Origin of the sequence: Psychroserpens damuponensis (assembly GCF_000826655.1) — a bacterium.
Classification (GTDB): Bacteria; Bacteroidota; Bacteroidia; order Flavobacteriales; family Flavobacteriaceae; genus Psychroserpens; species Psychroserpens damuponensis.
On the sequence record NZ_JXJO01000022.1, the window covers coordinates 155,464 to 174,730 of the forward strand.

General features: G+C 33.4%; 15 protein-coding genes and 2 tRNA genes. 8 read left to right on the forward strand and 9 right to left on the reverse strand.

Features of this window, described 5'->3' with window-relative positions; translation table 11 throughout:
* Positions 1–8 precede the first annotated feature (8 nt).
* The 3 genes from TD29_RS13430 to lspA all read left to right on the forward strand — a co-directional run bounded on the left by TD29_RS13430 (position 9) and on the right by lspA (position 3,051).
* On the forward strand, positions 9–1,562 hold the full coding sequence (locus tag TD29_RS13430) for an NAD(P)/FAD-dependent oxidoreductase (RefSeq protein WP_040281263.1): 1,554 nt from the start codon (positions 9–11) through the stop codon (positions 1,560–1,562).
* Between the two features lie 92 nt (positions 1,563–1,654).
* Positions 1,655–2,548 carry an ACP S-malonyltransferase gene (fabD, locus tag TD29_RS13435; RefSeq protein WP_040281264.1) on the forward strand — a complete coding sequence of 298 codons (894 nt, stop codon included), beginning with the start codon at positions 1,655–1,657 and terminating at the stop codon, positions 2,546–2,548.
* Positions 2,549–2,553: 5 nt separating this feature from the next.
* Complete coding sequence (gene lspA / locus TD29_RS13440; protein ID WP_040281265.1) at positions 2,554–3,051, forward strand: signal peptidase II; 498 nt, start codon at positions 2,554–2,556, stop codon at positions 3,049–3,051.
* Positions 3,052–3,088: 37 nt separating this feature from the next.
* Here the strand turns inward: lspA and TD29_RS13445 are convergent, their stop codons facing one another.
* From TD29_RS13445 to TD29_RS13455, 3 genes are all read right to left on the reverse strand, one after another.
* Positions 3,089–3,280: a hypothetical protein gene (locus TD29_RS13445; RefSeq protein WP_040281266.1), complete on the reverse strand. Its 192-nt coding sequence runs from the start codon at positions 3,278–3,280 to the stop codon at positions 3,089–3,091.
* 232 nt (positions 3,281–3,512) lie between these two features.
* On the reverse strand, positions 3,513–4,535 hold the full coding sequence (gene galE / locus TD29_RS13450) for a UDP-glucose 4-epimerase GalE (RefSeq protein ID WP_040281267.1): 1,023 nt from the start codon (positions 4,533–4,535) through the stop codon (positions 3,513–3,515).
* Position 4,536: 1 nt separating this feature from the next.
* Positions 4,537–5,691: a DegT/DnrJ/EryC1/StrS family aminotransferase gene (locus tag TD29_RS13455; protein ID WP_040281316.1), complete on the reverse strand. Its 1,155-nt coding sequence runs from the start codon at positions 5,689–5,691 to the stop codon at positions 4,537–4,539.
* A gap of 88 nt (positions 5,692–5,779) precedes the next feature.
* Between TD29_RS13455 and TD29_RS13460 the strand changes: the two genes are divergently transcribed.
* Positions 5,780–7,006, forward strand: a complete 1,227-nt coding sequence (locus TD29_RS13460) for a 3-deoxy-D-manno-octulosonic acid transferase (RefSeq protein ID WP_052467116.1) — start codon at positions 5,780–5,782, stop codon at positions 7,004–7,006.
* 102 nt (positions 7,007–7,108) lie between these two features.
* On the forward strand, positions 7,109–7,543 hold the full coding sequence (locus TD29_RS18280) for a hypothetical protein (protein ID WP_040281268.1): 435 nt from the start codon (positions 7,109–7,111) through the stop codon (positions 7,541–7,543).
* Positions 7,544–7,644: 101 nt separating this feature from the next.
* On the opposite strand, the gene TD29_RS13470 is transcribed toward TD29_RS18280, so the two are convergent.
* From TD29_RS13470 to mutS, 5 genes are all read right to left on the reverse strand, one after another.
* Positions 7,645–8,925 carry a T9SS type A sorting domain-containing protein gene (locus tag TD29_RS13470; RefSeq protein ID WP_040281269.1) on the reverse strand — a complete coding sequence of 427 codons (1,281 nt, stop codon included), beginning with the start codon at positions 8,923–8,925 and terminating at the stop codon, positions 7,645–7,647.
* Positions 8,926–8,939: 14 nt separating this feature from the next.
* Positions 8,940–10,262 (reverse strand): M20/M25/M40 family metallo-hydrolase, encoded by a 1,323-nt coding sequence (locus TD29_RS13475; RefSeq protein WP_241485279.1) that lies wholly within the window; start codon positions 10,260–10,262, stop codon positions 8,940–8,942.
* Positions 10,263–10,592: 330 nt separating this feature from the next.
* A tRNA-Leu gene (locus tag TD29_RS13480) sits at positions 10,593–10,676 on the reverse strand.
* 47 nt (positions 10,677–10,723) lie between these two features.
* Positions 10,724–10,795 (reverse strand) — tRNA-Gly (locus TD29_RS13485).
* A 102-nt stretch (positions 10,796–10,897) separates the two neighbouring features.
* Positions 10,898–13,546 carry a DNA mismatch repair protein MutS gene (mutS, locus tag TD29_RS13490; protein WP_040281271.1) on the reverse strand — a complete coding sequence of 883 codons (2,649 nt, stop codon included), beginning with the start codon at positions 13,544–13,546 and terminating at the stop codon, positions 10,898–10,900.
* Between the two features lie 214 nt (positions 13,547–13,760).
* On the opposite strand from mutS, the gene TD29_RS13495 reads away from it, so the two are divergent.
* On the forward strand, positions 13,761–14,291 hold the full coding sequence (locus tag TD29_RS13495) for an RNA methyltransferase (protein ID WP_040281272.1): 531 nt from the start codon (positions 13,761–13,763) through the stop codon (positions 14,289–14,291).
* Positions 14,292–14,401: 110 nt separating this feature from the next.
* On the opposite strand, the gene folK is transcribed toward TD29_RS13495, so the two are convergent.
* Positions 14,402–15,538 (reverse strand): 2-amino-4-hydroxy-6-hydroxymethyldihydropteridine diphosphokinase, encoded by a 1,137-nt coding sequence (folK, locus tag TD29_RS13500; RefSeq protein WP_040281273.1) that lies wholly within the window; start codon positions 15,536–15,538, stop codon positions 14,402–14,404.
* 71 nt (positions 15,539–15,609) lie between these two features.
* Between folK and TD29_RS13505 the strand changes: the two genes are divergently transcribed.
* Together TD29_RS13505 and TD29_RS13510 are read left to right on the forward strand one after the other, a co-directional pair.
* Entirely contained in the window at positions 15,610–16,314 is a 705-nt protein-coding gene (locus tag TD29_RS13505; protein WP_040281274.1) for a queuosine precursor transporter, read from the forward strand.
* Positions 16,315–16,489: 175 nt separating this feature from the next.
* Complete coding sequence (locus tag TD29_RS13510) at positions 16,490–19,135, forward strand: AsmA family protein (RefSeq protein ID WP_040281275.1); 2,646 nt, start codon at positions 16,490–16,492, stop codon at positions 19,133–19,135.
* Positions 19,136–19,267: the final 132 nt, after the last annotated feature.

Genomic DNA, 19,267 nt, shown 5'->3' on the forward strand with positions numbered 1-19,267 from the left:
TTTACTTCATGATTAAAGCCTTACAACTACGCATCAACCTGCATGAAGAAGGAAAACCAAACGGATTGCTCTATAAAGCAGCTTATGATTTGGATGTAAAAGCTTCTGAAATTTCTGGAATTAAAATTCTTAGAAAATCAATTGATGCTCGTAAATCTAAAATCATGTTTAACTACAAAGTTGAAGTTTACGTGAACGAGCCAATGCCAGAAAATTCAGCTTACACATTTGATTATAAAGATGTTTTTGAAGCAAAACCAATTCACATTATAGGTTTTGGTCCTGCAGGAATGTATGCTGCTTTACGATGTCTAGAACTTGGATTTAAACCCATCGTTTTAGAACGCGGTAAAAATGTGCAAGATAGACGACGAGATTTAAAAGCCATTAATCAAGATCATCATGTTAATGAAGATTCTAATTATTGCTTTGGAGAAGGTGGTGCTGGTACGTATAGCGACGGAAAATTATATACTAGAAGTCTCAAGCGTGGTGATGTGAGAAAGATATTTGAAAACTTAGTTTTTCATGGTGCCACAGATCAAATTCTTGTTGATGCACATCCACATATCGGAACCAATAAGCTTCCAAAAGTGGTTAAAAATATTCGAGAAACCATTTTAAAATTTGGTGGTGAGGTGCATTTTGAAACACGAGTAACCAATTTCAATATTAAAAATAATCAAATACAATCGTTAAGTCTCAATAACGGAAACGAATTAGATGTCAAAAAAGTGATTTTAGCAACAGGACATTCTGCTAGAGACATTTACTATTTGCTCAACGACAAAAACATAAAATTACAAGCAAAATCGTTTGCCATGGGAGTTCGTGTAGAGCATCCACAACACATTATTGACGGCATCCAATACCATTGCAAAGGCGAGCAAAGGGATGAATTATTACCTGCGGCATCCTATAGTTTAGTAAACCAAGTCAACGACAGAGGTGTATATTCATTTTGCATGTGTCCTGGCGGATTTATTGTACCTGCAGCAACTGCAAATGGCGAAGTTGTTGTGAATGGGATGTCACCATCAAAACGTAATAATGAGTACGCAAATTCTGGTATAGTTGTAGAAATAAACTCAGATAGAGACCTCTACAAATACGAGCAACATGGTGCCTTAAAAGGTCTAGAATATCAAAAAGACTTAGAACGTTTAGCTTTTACTTCTGGTGGACGAACACAAACTGCACCTGCACAACGACTCACCGATTTTGTAGAAGGAAAACTATCAAATGACTTAAACTCAACTTCATATCAACCTGGTTTAAAATCTGCTCCACTACACTCTTTATTACCAAAATTAATTGGAGGTTCTCTTCGGAAAGGTTTTAAAGCTTTTGGAGAAAAAATGCATGGTTATTATACTGCTGAAGCTAATATAATTGGTGTAGAATCTAGAACCTCATCTCCTGTGAATATTCCAAGAAATGAAAAATTAAAACATCCCGAAATTCCCAATCTTTTTCCTTGTGGTGAAGGTGGTGGTTATGCTGGCGGAATTATTTCTGCTGCTATGGATGGAGAGCGATGTGCCGAAGCTGCTTGCTCTTAATTTTTTGTCTGTATTAAATGGCCTAATTATCGTTAATAAGGGATTTTCAGTAAAATAATTATTCCTATTTTTGCAACTTAAATTTGATGACAATGAATGCATATATTTTTCCTGGCCAAGGTGCACAATTCTCAGGAATGGGACTTGATTTATACGAAAACTCTCCATTAGCACAAGAATTATTTGAAAATGCTAATAAAATTTTAGGTTTCAATATCACAGACATTATGTTTGAAGGTTCTGCCGAGGACTTAAAAGAAACAAAAGTAACCCAACCTGCTATTTTTTTACACTCTGTAATTTTAGCAAAAACTTTAGGTGATAGCTTTAAACCAGATATGGTTGCTGGACATTCACTTGGAGAATTTTCAGCCTTAGTTGCAGCTGGAGCATTAACTTTTGAAGACGGTTTAAAACTTGTCTCTCAACGCGCCCAAGCCATGCAAAAAGCCTGCGAATTACAACCAAGTACTATGGCTGCTGTACTAGGTTTAGATGATGATATCGTAGAAAAAGTATGTGCCACTACAGAAGGTGTTGTAGTTGCAGCAAATTATAATTGTCCAGGTCAATTGGTGATTTCTGGAGATGTTGATGCTATTAATAAAGCCTGTGAAACATTAAAAGAAGAAGGTGCTCGTAGAGCATTAGTTTTACCTGTTGGTGGTGCTTTTCATTCTCCTTTAATGGAGCCTGCCAGAGAAGAACTAGCTGCAGCAATTGAAAATACAACATTTAGCAAACCTAATTGTCCAATATATCAAAATGTAACGGCAACTGCAATTACAGATGAAAATGAAATTAAAGCTAATTTAATTTCACAACTAACGGCTCCTGTACGTTGGACCCAATCTGTACAACAAATGATTGCCGATGGTGCGTCTCTTTTTACCGAGGTTGGCCCTGGAAAAGTTTTACAAGGATTAGTTAAAAAAATCAACAGAGCATCAGAAACAGCTTCTGCTACTTTAGAACCTAACGCTTAGTTTTTATGAAGTTATCGAGAACGACTAGCATTATTCTAATTATCGTATTTAACATTGCTATAGACCAAATCTCTAAAGTACTAGTACGTGCTAATTTTGCATATGGCGAAGTAAAACAATTGATAGGAGAAACATTTGTTATGCAATATGTAGAAAACGAAGGTGCATTTTTAGGAATGGGAAGTGACATGAATTCTACATTAAAATTATTACTACTACTCATCCTTCCTTCCTTAGTATTAGGATACCTTATATATTATATTATCACAAATAAATCACTAGATAAATTGAGTCTCATCTCACTTTGTTGTATCGCAGGTGGTGGAATCGCTAATGTATTTGACCGCATTGCTTTTGGGTCTGTTACAGATTTCTTTCACATTGATTTAGGAGGTGTTTTTAGAACAGGGATTTTTAATGTTGCAGATATGTCTGTAAGCTTTGGAATGATTGTATTACTTTTTACAACACTATTTTCTAAGAATAAGAATCAAACAGTATAAAAAAAAGTGGCTTCAAATTTGAAGCCACTTTTTTAAATTATTTTGCTAAACTTATAGTCTCACAATCTTTAATTTCACCATAATACGTTTCTCGGTATTTGTGAATTGTTTTGTAAGGAATACTCAAGAATTGCTTCTTGATGTATGTAACGTTTGTAGTCAAAACACCCATTTTTTTGGTAAACCTGGCTTCGGGTTTAGTTTCTCTTTTAACACTAATCAATTTCATTGGTTTTCATTTATCATTAACTCCAAAGAAACAAAGTAGAATGACCAACTCCAAGTTAGAAGCATTAAATCATTGTTAATCAATTTGTTAAATCACATATCTTCAAAGAATAGAGCTATAATTATCAAATTAGCAATTAAAGCAAGGTTTCTTTAATAGATTTATAATGCAATTTTGTGGGTTTTCCTTAAATATTCACAGGTATGATCAAGACTGATTCATTAGTTACGAATTATAAATTCCTAATTTTCTGTTCCCATTTCCATGCTGAATCCATGGCATCATGTAATGAAGATTTGGCTTCCCAACCTAAAACTGAGTTTGCTTTTTCGGTATCTGCATAAGCAGAAGTGATATCACCTTCTCGTCTAGGAGCAAATTTATAGTTTAATGATTGGCTAGACACATTCTCAAAAGCATGAATTACTTCTAAAACAGAACTTCCAACTCCTGTACCTACATTAAAAGTCTCAAAATTAGTATCGTTTTTATTATTAAGTAATCGCTGCAAAGCAATTACATGTGCTTTCGCTAAATCTACAACATGAATATAATCACGAATACAAGTGCCATCGTTTGTTGGGTAATCATCTCCAAAAACAGACAAGCTTTCTCGCAATCCAGCACCTGTTTGAGTAATATAAGGTACTAAATTTTGCGGCACTCCAATGGGTAATTCTCCAATTTTAGCACTTGGATGCGCACCTATGGGATTAAAATATCGTAATGCAATCGCCTTCAATTTTTGATTTGCTTTACAAGTATCTCTTATGATTTCCTCTCCTATTTGTTTTGTATTTCCGTAAGGGGATTCAGCTGGTTTTACTGGAGCGTTTTCGGTAATTGGCATTGTATCAGCCTGACCATAAACAGTACACGAAGAACTAAAAATAAAGTTAGATTCCTGTAAACCTAAAACGTATTTGAGCATATAAATAAGCGTGTTCAAATTATTTTCGTAATACAGTAATGGGTTCTCTACACTTTCTCCAACAGCTTTGCTCGCAGCAAAATGAATCACACCAGAAATATCACTATGAGATTTAAAAAAATGTGCTACCGCAGCTTTATTCTTTAAATCTAATTTCTCAAAAATGGGCTTTTTATGTGTAATAGATGTGATTCCTTCTAAGACGCTTTCCGAAGAATTTGATAAATCATCAATGATAACAACTTCAAAACCTTCATTTTGAAGCTCTACTACTGTATGCGAACCAATAAATCCCAACCCTCCAGTTACAAGAATTTTTTTCATATTAAGCTGTAATGAAATTTATAACCGTAGTTGTTATAAACTCAATTTGTTCGTCATCAAGTTCGGTATGCATTGGTAGTGATATGACTTCTTTCACCAATTGATTGGTTACTTTAAAATCATCTTCATTGTAACGCTCATCCATATATGCTTTTTGACGATGCAACGGTATTGGATAATAAACTCCACAAGGAATGCCATTGTCATTTAAATGTTTAACCAAGGCATCACGATCACTATTTATAATACGCAATGTGTATTGATGAAATACATGACAATCACAAGAATCACAAATACCTTTACATACATCTTTACCTGTAGGGATTATTATTTGTTCGTGGTTTTCAAATGCTTTATTGTAAGCTTTTGCAGCCTGTTGTCTCGCTTTATTATAAGCATCCAACTTGTTAAGCTTAATATTTAAAATGGCTGCTTGGATTGAGTCTAACCTAGAATTCACTCCAACAACATCATGATGATAACGTTTATACATACCATGATTTACAATACCTCTAATGGTATGAGCTAGATCATCATCATTAGTAAAAATTGCACCTCCATCACCATAACAACCTAAATTTTTAGATGGAAAAAATGAGGTAGAAGCCACATGACCAATCGTTCCTGCTTTGGCTTTTTCACCATTACTATAGGTATAAGTCGAACCAATAGCTTGTGCATTATCTTCTATAACGAACAAATTGTGCTCACTGGCAATTTGCATGATAGCTTCCATATTAGCACACATACCAAATAAATGAACTGGTACAATAGCTTTAGTTTTAGGCGTAATAGCTTTTTTTATAGCATCGGTATCAATATTAAAGGTAACAGGATCAACATCAACAAGTACTGGAGTTAATTGCAAAAGCGCAATCACCTCAACTGTAGCTGCGAATGTAAAATCTGCAGTGATCACTTCGTCACCAGGTTTTAATCCTAAACCCATCATGGCAATTTGTAACGCATCTGTACCATTAGCACAAGGGATGACGTGTTTAACACCTAAATAGGATTCTAAATTTTTTTGAAACTCATGAACTTTAGGTCCATTGATGTATGCTGTAGAATCTAAAACCTCCAATACAGAGCTATCTACTTGGTCTTTTATTTTGCTATATTGACCTTTAAGGTCAACCATTTGTATTTTTTTCATATCTAACGAAATTACAAAATTCATTAGCATTAAGCAACGAAATTATTTCAAAGAACAGTATTTTAGCATGAATATTAGAATTTAAGCATTGTACAACCTAGGCATCTATATTGTTTCCTTTTTACTAAAGTTACTCGCCCTATTTAATTCCAAAATTAAATTAGGTGTAAAAGGTCGACAGCAAACCTTTGATATACTTAAACATAACATAAATACAACCGATAAAACAATTTGGTTTCACTGTTCATCTTTAGGTGAATATGAGCAAGGTCTTCCTGTTTTTGAACAATTGAGACAAAACTATCCTCAACATAAAATTATACTCAGTTTTTTCTCACCTTCTGGATATGAAATTAGAAAAAATACGACAATAGCAGATGTGGTTATTTATTTACCTCTAGACACCAAAGCGAATGCCCAACGTTTTATACAACTTACACGTCCAGAGTTTACTGTATTTGTAAAGTATGATATTTGGCCCAACTTACTGCTTGAGTTGAAACGCCAAAAGAGAAGAGCGATATTAATTTCGGCACATTTCAGAAAAAATCAATCTTATTTTAAATTCTACGGAAATAGGCTACGCAACGCATTATTTGCATTTGAACATATTTTTGTTCAGGACCAACATTCTAAAACGCTTCTAGAAAGCATTAATTATAATACTGTTACAGTTTCTGGAGACACGAGATATGATCGTGTTTCGAATCAATTAAATCAAAATAACACTTTAGAATTTATTTCAGCATTTAAAGAAAATAGCACTTGCATCGTCATTGGAAGTTCATGGGAAGAAGATGAAGCACTACTTATACCATATATCAATGATAATGCTTCGGAAACATTAAAATTCATAATAGCTCCGCATGAAATTAATTCTAGTCATATAAACTCCATTACATCTAAGCTAAAGGTTTCTACCGTTTTATTTTCAGAAAAAGACGACAAAAAACTTGAAGACTATTCTGTTTTTGTTATTGACACCATTGGCTTGTTATCAAAAATTTACAGTTATGCAACTATAGCCTATGTTGGTGGAGCCATGGGAACTACAGGTCTTCATAATATTTTAGAACCAGCAACATTTGGTGTACCTGTGATTATTGGAAAAAATTACAAGAAATTCCCAGAAGCATTTGCGATGATTAAAAGTGCAGGAGTTGTAACGATAAAAGATGAGAAACAATTGCATGATGCTTTTAGCAGGTTAATACATTCAACGCAACATCGTGAACTATTGGGTCAAAAAAATCTTAATTTCATTAAAGAAAGTAAAGGTGCTGTAGTCCAAATTATGAACTATATACGTATATAGTGCATTGATTGAAGATCCTGATTTTTAGAAATGTTAAAATTTTAACGATTTATTCAATTTAAATATTAATTTTGAACAATAATTAACACTAAAACTATTACAATGAAAAAATTGATTTTAAACATCGCATTAGCATTGGCACTTGTTGTGTCTGTAACATCATGTAGAGAAACTAAAGAAGGAGCTGAAAATGCTGCTGACGCAATAGAAAACGCTGCTGAAGAGACAGGAGATGCTATTGAAGATGCTGCTGAAGCAACTGGTGAAGCTATAGAAGATGCTGCTGATGCAACTGGAGATGCTATTGAAGATGGTATTGATTCTGTAAAAGAAGGCGCTAAAGATGCAAAAGAAGCTACAGGTAATGCTGTTGACTCTGCAGGAAATGCAATTAAAGATGGTGCAAACTCTGTTAAAGAAGGCGCTAAAGATTTAGCTAATGACGCTAAAGATGCTGCTAACAAAACTGCTGATGATGCTAAAGAAAAAGGTGCTAATGCATTAAATAATGCTGCAGACAAATTGAAAGATAACTAAGATTAAAACTAATCTTTAGTACAAAAAAGGTCTGATGAAAATCAGACCTTTTTTATATTGAAATACATTTTAATTTGATAGACTCATCAACCTTTAAATAATTACCTTTTTACAATTTTTAAAGTTTGAACTACTGTATCTGTTTTTAGTTTCAAAAAATACATTCCTGAAGTTAAGGTTGATGTATCAATTGTATTATCAGTATTTAAATTTACAACACTAATATTTCCTAAAACATCAATGATTTGGACTTCTTTTAGGTCTTTATCTGACATAATTTGAATGGTATTTTGAAAAGGATTAGGAAACACTTTAATAGCTGTTAGTTCAAAATCTTCTACCGATAAAGCACCACACATAGGGTTAGTTCCATTGTCTGTATTAAAAACACCATTATCAACAGACCAATTTTCCCATTGGCCACCACTTCCAGTTTCCCAATTTGATAGATCAAAATAATTGACACCTGTATTCGTACCAGGCACTTTATAAACTTTTATGGCTTCGTTGTTTCTATCCCATGTTAAAGGTAGTCCTGAAACACATGTTTCGGGCTCAAAATCTGTAACACAATTGGCTTGTAAAAAATAGGCAAACTCCTCATATGCTGGATAATCTCCATAAACATAACCTTTCCCATTTGGTTCTATACAAACTGCGGTATATTCATTACATCCTATTCCGAAGGAATGTGTAGCATTATCGGTTGCTATTCGAGCTAACATAACGCTATGGCGAGCTCTTCTATCTGGATCATCGTAATGCGAATCGGTAATTAAATTATTTAAATAAGGGAGATTTAAAAAATCGTTATAACCAATAGTAGCTCTATCGTGATACGGATTACTTAGAGCCTGAGCATTTGTTAGCGTGCCATTTTCCGCAGAAAAATAAGAACCTCCTAAAATTGCTAATCCTGCACTTGTACCACCAATAACACCTTGTTTTACATTTACAAAAGTATTGAGCACTTCTTCCATAGCATTGTCTTTAAAATAGCTCACATAATTGTATTGATCACCTCCAGCGAACCAAACTGCTTCGGCATTAGCTACTCTTTGCAGTACATAAGGATCTATTGCTCCAGTTTCATTGTGTATTACAAATGTGGTTACAGAATTCACTGTAACTCCTAATTGGGAATAAAAATAATCATTATAGCCATTACCGCCAGAGGCTCTTAGCACTACAATATCGCCTTCGTCCGCTTTATTTAAAAACCAAATCATGGCGTTATCATGCTCAGTAGCTCCACCCATCAAACACGCTCCAGGTTGGTGATTGGTGGTCACATCTATTGTGCTTCCCGTATGATACTCAGTAAAATTTTGAGCGTTAGCAAACTGAATACTAAGCACCATTAATAGTATATATATTCTCATTAGTTACTAATTTATTATAGTTTAGAATGCACTAATCTGTACATTAATACTGCTGTTATTTTTGCTTGAGTAGCTATGGTATTTAAATTTCCAGTTTCGTTTATGGTATGGTCTCCACCTCCACCTGTAAGCCCAAGACCATCAATTGCCATATCTACATACTTTGAAGTAAATGAAATATCTGCCGCTCCTGCATTTCTAGGATTTACTGCAGAAACGGATCCAAAATCTAAGTCTTGACTAACCGTATTAAAATACGCTAAAAGTTGAGAATTCCCTTCGGTTAATGTTAATGGTGGATATGCGCCATTTTTAAATATAAGTTTAGCCTTAGTTTGAGGATAGTTTTGTGAAACAATTTTTTTCATTGTTTCTTTAGCTTTAACTAATTGATCTAAAGATACTGCTCTCAAATCACCACGAACAATAGTTTCTTGAGATACTACATTTGTTTTTCCGAAGGCATGACCTCCTGTTTTGTTATCATCTGGCTGTAATGTTGTGCCACCTATAATAAATCCTGGGTTAAACGTAAGGTCTTTCTCTTTAGCGAGCTGAAGATAAAATTCATTTAAAATTCTTGAGGTTTCATATATTGCTCCGGCACCAATATTATTGGTGAAAATTTGAGAGGAATGTGCTGGATTCCCTGTAACTTTTAGTTCCCAATCTGCAGAACCTCTTCGAGATACGACTATTGTTTTTGGATTATTATCTCCATTTTCAAATCCTAAGGCAATATCTGCGCGTTTTGCTGCATCTATCAAATCTTTTTTAGACAACTCTAATGGATCTCCACTTTTTTCTTCATCACCAGTCATTACAATTTCTACAGACATATCATCTAAAACACCTGCATCTTTGAGCGCTTGCATTGCTAGAATAATAATGACATCTCCACCTTTCATATCGGCGACACCAGGACCTTTCATTATAGAATCATTAAGCATAGTGTAGTCTTGCAACGGACTTTCTAATTCAAAAACAGTATCTAAATGACCAATTAGAAGGAATTTAGGCCCTTTTTTCCCTGTTTTAGTTGCAATGAGATGTCCTGCTCGACCATACGCCTCGCCATTGGTAAGTTTTGTTTTAAAACCCAATTTATCGAGTTCTTTTTGAAACAAACTACCTACCGCTCTAACACCTTCAAAATTCATGGTGCCACTATTAATACTGATAGCTTTTTTTAATAATGTAATTGAGTTTTCAGTATGGTTATCTACAGCTCTTACAATCTTTTTTTCTTTTGTATTGTTCTGTGAAAAACCTAGAAGCGAAAAACAGAAAAACACTAAAAGTACTAACCGTTTAGAATTAAATTTTAAAATCATCATAATAACTTATTGTAATTGTCAATCTAACAAATATAAATTCAATATTTTTATTTTTAATAGTTATTTTTAACCATGAACCTTATGACGACCAATTATTTACGTTAGAATCGACTTTGTGTGCAAAGACAATTAACTAATTAAATTTATTTTGAGATTTGAAGAAATAAACAAGTGGAAGAGGAATTGACTACCTCGAGTCACATATCAACATCTAGAGAAAAGTCAATCTATAAAAATGAATCGGTTTTTTTTTAAAGTATCCTTGAAAGCGAGCTTTCAGTATATTTTTAAAACAAAAAAGTCGAAACTTTCGTTTCGACTTTTCATCTGTACTGAAGACGGGACTTGAACCCGTACGTCCCAAGGGACATTGGATTTTAAGTCCAACGTGTCTACCAATTCCACCACTTCAGCATTTTAGTCGGATGACTAAAAAATTGGTATATTTTTACTAGGTATAGAGCGAAAGACGGGATTTGAACCCGCGACCTCCACCTTGGCAAGGTGATGCTCTACCCCTGAGCTACTTTCGCATTATAGCAATTATTTAAATGAACGTTTGTAGTAATTGCGAGTGCAAATTTAAAACATTTCCTAGAAAAGCAAAGCCTTTTAATAAAAAAATTCAACTTTTTTTATGCACGCTTCTTTTTCAGCAACATACGTTTAATTTCATTGAGTTTCATAAGCGCCTCTACTGGTGTTAACGTATTAATATCAATGTTAACGATCTCTTCTTTGATCTGTTCTAACAACGGATCGTCTAAATTAAAGAAACTTAACTGCATCTCATCATTTAAGTTTTTCACTTTATCTGTTAACTCTTCGGTAGAATGTGATTTTTCTAATTGCCCTAAAATTTTATTTGCTCTATGAATCACTTGTTGAGGCATTCCTGCCATTTTTGCAACGTGAATTCCAAAAGAATGATTACTTCCTCCTGCAACCAATTTCCGAAGAAATAATACATTATCCTTTAATTCTTTTACCGAAACATTGAAATTTTTAATACGCTCAAAGGTTTCAGACATTTCATTAAGCTCATGATAATGCGTTGCAAATAATGTTTTTGCTTTACTAGGATGTTCGTGTAAATACTCACTAATGGCCCAAGCTATTGAAATCCCATCGTAAGTACTAGTGCCTCGCCCAATTTCATCTAAAAGCACTAAACTGCGATCTGAAATATTGTTCAAAATAGAAGCGGTTTCATTCATTTCTACCATAAAGGTCGATTCTCCCATAGAGATATTGTCACTAGCGCCTACTCTTGTAAAAATTTTATCGGTTAGTCCTATAGTTGCTATTTCCGCAGGAACAAAACTTCCCATTTGTGCTAATAATACAATTAATGCTGTTTGACGCAAAATTGCCGATTTACCAGACATATTTGGACCTGTAATCATGATAATTTGTTGCTCTACTCTATCTAAATATACATCATTAGCTATATAAGGTTCGCCATGAGGCAGCTGCTTTTCTATAACGGGATGACGACCATTTTTGATATCGAGTTCATAACCTTCGGTCAAGACTGGTCTTGTATAATTATTCTCAATTGCTAATTGTGCAAAACCAGTTAAACAATCTAATTGAGCTATTAATGCTGAATTTTTTTGAACAGGCTGTATAAAATTAATAATCCAATTTACTAATTCACCAAAGAGCTGTTGCTCAATTATTAAGATACGCTCTTCTGCTCCTAGAATTTTAGTTTCGTATTCTTTAAGTTCTTCAGTAATATAGCGTTCTGCACTAACAAGAGTCTGTTTTCTAATCCAATCTTCTGGAACTTTATCTTTATGTGTGTGACGTACTTCAATATAATAACCAAAAACGTTATTAGAAGCTATTTTTAGTGATGTAATACCTGTGCGTTCACTTTCACGCTCTAACATTTTATCGAGATAGTCTTTTCCGGAAGCTGACAAATCGCGAAGCTCTTTTAATTCCGAAGAAAAATCTGATGAAATGGTATTCCCTTTTAAAATATTTACAGGAGCCTCTTCGTTTAAAGTGGCTTTAATTCTTGTACGCAATTCTTCACAAGCGTCTAATTGATCACCTAAATGCTGTAACGCTTTATTTTTTGTATGGAGTGCTAATGCTTTTATTGGCACAATAGCTTCTAAAGCATTTTTAAGTTGAATGACTTCTCTTGGCGAAATTTTAACTGTCGCTACCTTTGAAATCAAGCGTTCAATATCTCCTATTTGCTTTAATTGCTGCTGAAATTTGCCCAACATCACAGTATCGCTTTTGACATAATCAACCACGTCATGACGTTGATTTATTTGTGACAGATTTACCAATGGCAATGCTAGCCAACGTTTTAGTAATCGTCCACCCATTGGTGAAATTGTTTTATCAATCACATCAACAAGCGTTACTGCATTTTGATTTGTAGATTGATACAGCTCTAGATTTTTTATTGTAAAACGATCCATCCACACATGCTCTCCTTTTGTTAAGCGTTGAATAGACGTAATATGTTGTAATTTATGATGCTGTGTTTCTCCTAAATAATGTAAAATGGCTCCAGAGGCGACAATACCTTCATATAAATCATCAATTCCAAAACCTTTAAGCGATTTTGTATTGAACTGCTTTAATAGTGTTTCATTAGCATAATCATCTTGAAACACCCAATCTTCTAAATAAAAGGCATGAAAATCGTTACCAAAAGCTTCATTAAATTTTTTACGATTAGGTTTTGAAACTAAAACCTCACTTGGTCTAAAGTTTTGAAGGAGTTTATCGACATATTCGCTATTGCCTTGAGAGATAAAAAATTCTCCTGTTGACACGTCTAAAAATGACACTCCAACACTGTTAAAAACGGCACCATTTGATTGCGATGCAGAACTTGTTGACGGAAAATAAACAGCTGCCAAAAAATTATTTGACTTAGAATGCAAAATATCATCGTTGAGCGCAACTCCTGGTGTTACTAACTCTGTCACACCACGTTTCACAATGGTTTTGGTTTGCTTTGGATCTTCTAATTGATCACAAATTGCAACACGCTCACCTGCTTTTACCAACTTTGGCAAATACGTATTTAACGAGTGATGCGGAAACCCAGCCAACTCAATTTCACTCTCACTTCCGGCTCCTCTTTTGGTTAAAATAATGTCTAATATTTTAGACGCTTTTACGGCATCTTGACCAAATGTCTCGTAAAAATCTCCCACTCTAAATAATAACAATGCATCAGGATATTTTACCTTGATGGCATTATATTGTTTCATTAACGGTGTTACTTTTTTTACTTTTTTTGCCAATGGAAGTCGCTTTAAAATTTGTATGTTTACTTCGGAAATTCTCAAAACCGTAAGATTGCTAAATTACTTATATTTTGATGTTTTCTAAAATGTGACACCTAGAAGTTATCTACAATTGTTAGTAGATTTCAACAAATAATGCTACGATTATAAGATTCCCGTTTTCACGGAAACTACAAATTAAAAAAGATTACCGCCTTCGCGGAAACTAAAGATGAGAAAACTAAAAAACAGCGAGCTCGATAGATTAAATGTGGATGAATTTAAACAAGCTACAAAAACACCTATCATTATTATACTTGATAATATTAGAAGCTTAAATAATATAGGCTCTGTATTTAGAACAAGTGATGCCTTTTTGGTAGAGAAAATTTATCTCTGTGGAATTACTGCAACTCCTCCACACAACGACATTAGAAAAACAGCTTTAGGAAGCACCCAAACCGTAGATTGGGAATATGCTGAAAACACAATAGATGTTATCAATAAACTAAAATCAAAAAACGTAAAAGTCATTTCTATTGAGCAAGCAGAACGTGCAACCATGCTCAACACATTTCAACCAATAACTCAACAAAAATATGCGTTAGTTTTTGGCAATGAAGTAAAAGGTGTTGCTCAAAATGTGGTTGACGCAAGTGATGTGGTTATTGAAATCCCTCAGTTTGGGACTAAGCATTCTTTGAATATATCTGTGAGTTGTGGTGTTGTGGTTTGGGATTTGTTTTCAAAAATAACTTTATAAAAATTATCGATGTCATTCAGATGGAGGCACGACTGAAGAATCTTTTTAATGTAGTAAAACAAGAGATTCTTCGCTGCGCTCTGAATGACATAACCAGTAACTTTTGTCCTTTAATTTTCCTCACCACAAATCTCACCCAAAACCCACAAATAATCTGCACGATTATTCACAAAATCCCGATCTGAAATATCAATAATTTTCACATTGAGTTCACTCTGGTTTTTTAAGAAATCTAAATAGCCTGAGTTGATTTTTTCGAGATATTCGTCGTCGATATTTTGCTCGTAATCGCGTCCGCGTTTTTTAATATTTTCTTGAAGTCGTTTTGTATTTTGATATAGATAAACATACAATTCTGGCTTTGCAATGTCTTTATACATTAAATAGAAGAGTTTACGATAGAGTTTATACTCATCTTCTGGCAATGTGATTTTTGAGAATATTAGTGATTTATAAATATCATAATCACTCACTATGAAATCTTTAAATAAATCTAATTGTGATAAATCATCACTTATTTGCTGATAACGGTCTGCTAGAAAGGACATTTCTAAAGTAAAGGCATAGCGTTTTGGCTCGTCGTAAAATTTTGGCAAAAAGGCATTATCTGCAAAACGCTCTAAAATAAGTTTTGCATTAAAATCATTTGAGATTTGATGAGACAAACTTGTTTTACCTGCACCAATATTTCCTTCTATGGCAATGTAATTGTATTTTGAAAAATCAAATTGTTTTGCTGGATTTTTCAACCAAATGTTTATAGCTTGTACATCGCTTTGATCTTCGCATGTTTTAAAAAGCTCTGCAACGGTTTTCTCCAATTGCGGATGTTTCAGTTTTGATCCAATATCCCGTAATGGTTTAAGTACAAATTTTCGTTTTTGTAGTTGAGGGTGTGGTACAGTTAAAGTTTCCGAAGAGATCATTACCTCATCATAAAACAAGATATCTAAATCTATAGTTCTCGACTCATAACCTTCAGTTTTATTACGCTCTCTACCTAATTTTATTTCAATAGTTTGGAGTTTTTCTAAAACAGTTTCTACATTAAAAACAGTCTCAATGCCAATACAGGTGTTTAAAAAATCATCACCTTCAAAACCAAAAGCTGGTGTATTATAGACTTTTGCAATCGTATTTACAGTGCCTATTTGCGTAAAAATAGCATCTATAGCGTCTTGCAGATATTTTAATCTGTCGCCTTTATTGCTTCCAAGAGCGATGTAAACGTGATGGGTAGAATTCATATTGAATCATCAAATTAATGAAAACAAAATGGGATTAGCGTATATTTGCACCAAGTATTTATTCACAATTTATGACCATAAAAGACAAACTTGCTGCACAAAAAATCTATTTATTTCTGGCCGCACTGTTTATCACGTCTTTGGTGGTTTCTAATTTAATTTTTCAAAAGTTTTTTTATTGGTATCCTTTTGATATCGAAATTTTTGGTTTTAAGTTATTTGAAATTTCGGTTGGAATTCTCCCCTATCCTATTACATTTTTAATTACCGATTTGATAAGCGAAATTTATGGTAAAAAACGTGCTAACCAAGTGGTGATTGCAGGTATTTTTGCGTCGGTATTTTCATTATTAATTATTTGGGCTGCACATAGTGTTCCTGCCATACCAAACTCTCCTGTGAATGACACCTTATTCTCAAATGTGTTTGGCAACTCTGCGATTGCTGTTTTTGCGAGCATGACTGCGTATTTATTTGCTCAGTTTATAGACATACAAGTATTTCATTTTTGGAAAAAACTCACTAAAGGAAAACACTTGTGGCTTAGAAATAATTTCTCAACCTGGTTTTCACAATTTATAGACACCTTTTCTGTTGTTTTTTTATTGTGTGCTTTTAAAATTCTCCCTTGGGACAGCTTTAAAGGCCTATTAATAAGCGGCTTTTTATTTAAAGTACTGGTCGCCTTTTTTGATACACCGTTTTTATATTTAGGTGTATACTTATTTAGAAAGCGTTTTAATTTAAATGTCAACGAAGAGATTGACTTAATCTAACACATTAATAATCATTTGAAATGGGTTAAAGTTTTATTAAACTTTTGTTTTAATTCGTCTTAAACTATAATCTCGCCGTATATATAGAACTAATACTTTGGTTTTCTTCGGAAATGTAACCAAAACAACAACATTTTACTGTAACTGCAGACCTTTAAAATAATTAAACTAACACATGAAAAAAGCATTTAAAATAATTGGAATAACATTTTTAATAATTCTCGCCTTATTGGTCGCCATTCCTTTTGCTTTTCAAGGCAAAATAAAGGACATGGTAAAAAACCTTATGAATGAAAACCTAAATGCTAATGTCGAGTTTAGTGATGTAAGTTTAAGTTTTATACGCAGTTTCCCGCAAGCACATGTTACAGTTGAAGATTTAGTAATTACAAATTTCAAACCTTTTGAAGGCGAAACCTTTGTGTCTGCCAAAAATATTGCATTTGACATGTCAATAAAAGAGGTATTTAAAACAGCTAGTGACGATCCTATTGTTGTGAATTCTATTTCGGTAGACGAAGCATTAGTCACTTTAAAAACCGATGCCTTAGGAAACAACAATTACGACATTACTAAAGAGCAAGAACATGCACAAACTACCGCAACAGACTCTTCGTCTGGATTTGCTTTTGACATTAAAGATTATAGCATTAGCAAAAGTGCATTAACTTATATAGATGAGATATCAAAAACTAAAATCTATGTCACAGAGCTCAATCACTCTGGGAATGGAACATTTTCTGATGATACATCGCAACTCGACACCACAACTGATGCTAATGTAAGTATGAGCATGGATAGTGTGCAGTATCTCAATCAAAATAAAATAAAATTAGAGGCCCTTATTGGGATGAATCTTAATGAGCAGAAATACACATTTATGGAAAACAAAGGGCTTATTAACCAATTACCTCTTGTTTTTGATGGTTATGTTCAAATTTTAGAAGATGGTCAAGATATAGATATTACGTTTGAAAATCCTGGATCGTCATTTAAAGATTTTCTAGCTGTAATACCCGAAGTATATTCTAAAAACATAGAAAACGTAGAAACTACAGGTGATTTTAAAGTTAACGGTATTGTTAAAGGTAAAATTTCCGAAGAAACAATCCCAACATTAGATATTAATATTTCATCTACAAATGCTTCATTTAAATATCCAGATTTACCAAAAAGCGTTAGTAATATTAATATAGATACTGCTATTAAAAATACAACTGGAAACGTTGATGATACTTTTGTGGACATAAAAACACTTAATTTTAAAATTGACCAAGATGTTTTTAAATCTAATGCAGTTATTAAAAATCTTACTAAAAACATGCTGGTTAACGCCAATATTGATGGGACACTAAACCTAGCAAACATTACAAAAGCTTACCCAATAGAGTTTGACAAACAATTAAGCGGAATTTTAAAAGCCAAAGTCAATACTGCTTTTGATATGAACGCGATTGAAACAAACGCTTATGAGCGTATAAAAAATACAGGTAGCGTTAATTTGAGTGATTTTATTTTTTCTTCGGAAGACATTGTTAATCCTATTCAAATTAATAAAGCAGATATGACATTTAATCCGCAAAGTGTATCTCTTAATAGTTTTGAGGCCAAAACGGGAACAAGTGATTTTAGAGCTACAGGAACTATTAATAATATCCTTGGGTTTTTATTAAGTGACAACACCTTACAAGGTAATTTTAATTTAGAGTCCAATAATTTAGTGATAAGCGATTTTATGGTTGAGGATGAAACGGCTACGGAAACATCTAATAAAACAACAGCTGCTAATCAATCCATGAAAATTCCAGAGTTTTTAGATTGCACGATAAACGCGAAAGCAAATACAGTGGTTTATGACAACCTAACATTAAAAGATGTTAATGGTACGTTATTAATTAAAGACCAAGAAGCCGATTTAAAAAATCTAACGTCTAACTTATTTAATGGTGTTTTAGCTTTAACAGGTAAAGTGTCAACAAAAACTGACACACCTGTTTTTGACCTAAATTTAGGTGCAGATGGTTTTGATATTGCACAATCATTTCAAAGTTTAGAATTACTGCAAAGTATTGCTCCAATTGCAAAGGCGTTTCAAGGCAAACTAAATACTGTAATAAAATTACAAGGAACTTTAGGTAGCGATTTTACACCTAATTTAAATACTGTTTCTGGCGATGCTTTTGCAGAGCTATTAACAACCAGCATTAATCAAAATGAAACATCGGTTTTAAGTAAACTTGATGGCGCTTTAAATTTTATAGATTTTAGCAAATTAGATCTAAAAGATTTACAAGCAAAACTCGACTTCTCTAATGGTCAAGTAAACGTAAAACCGTTTAATTTGAAGTACAAGGATATAGGAATTGTAGTATCTGGAGGTCATGGTTTTGACAAAACACTTAAATACGATGCCGTTTTTGAAGTACCTGCTAAATATCTAGGTAGTGATGTTAATCAATTACTTGGCAAAATAAACGACCCTGAGGTTAACAACATCACTATACCTGTAACCGCAAATATCACAGGGAGTTACACAAGTCCAAAAATACAAACCGACTTAACAAGTGGTGTTTCAAACTTAACCAAACAACTTATTGAGATTGAAAAGCAGAAGCTTATCAATAAAGGTAAAGACGAGGTTAAAGATTTATTAGGCGGACTTTTAGGTGGTTCAAAAAACGAAACAACAAGCGACACGACAACCGCAACAACAGACTCTACTAAAACAACGACATCTAATACAGTTTCAGAAGGTGTAAAAAACATTTTAGGAGGATTATTAAATAACAGAAAGAAAAAACAAGACTCAACTAATAACTAGTAATTTTAAAACCAAACACCTAACATTTGACGTTAAAACAGGCTCAAAATGTTAAATTACTCTTAAAAAATCGTCTTTTTTGGCTATTTTCCATAAGTAAGATAACTTTTATTTGCTTTTGTCAAATTAAAA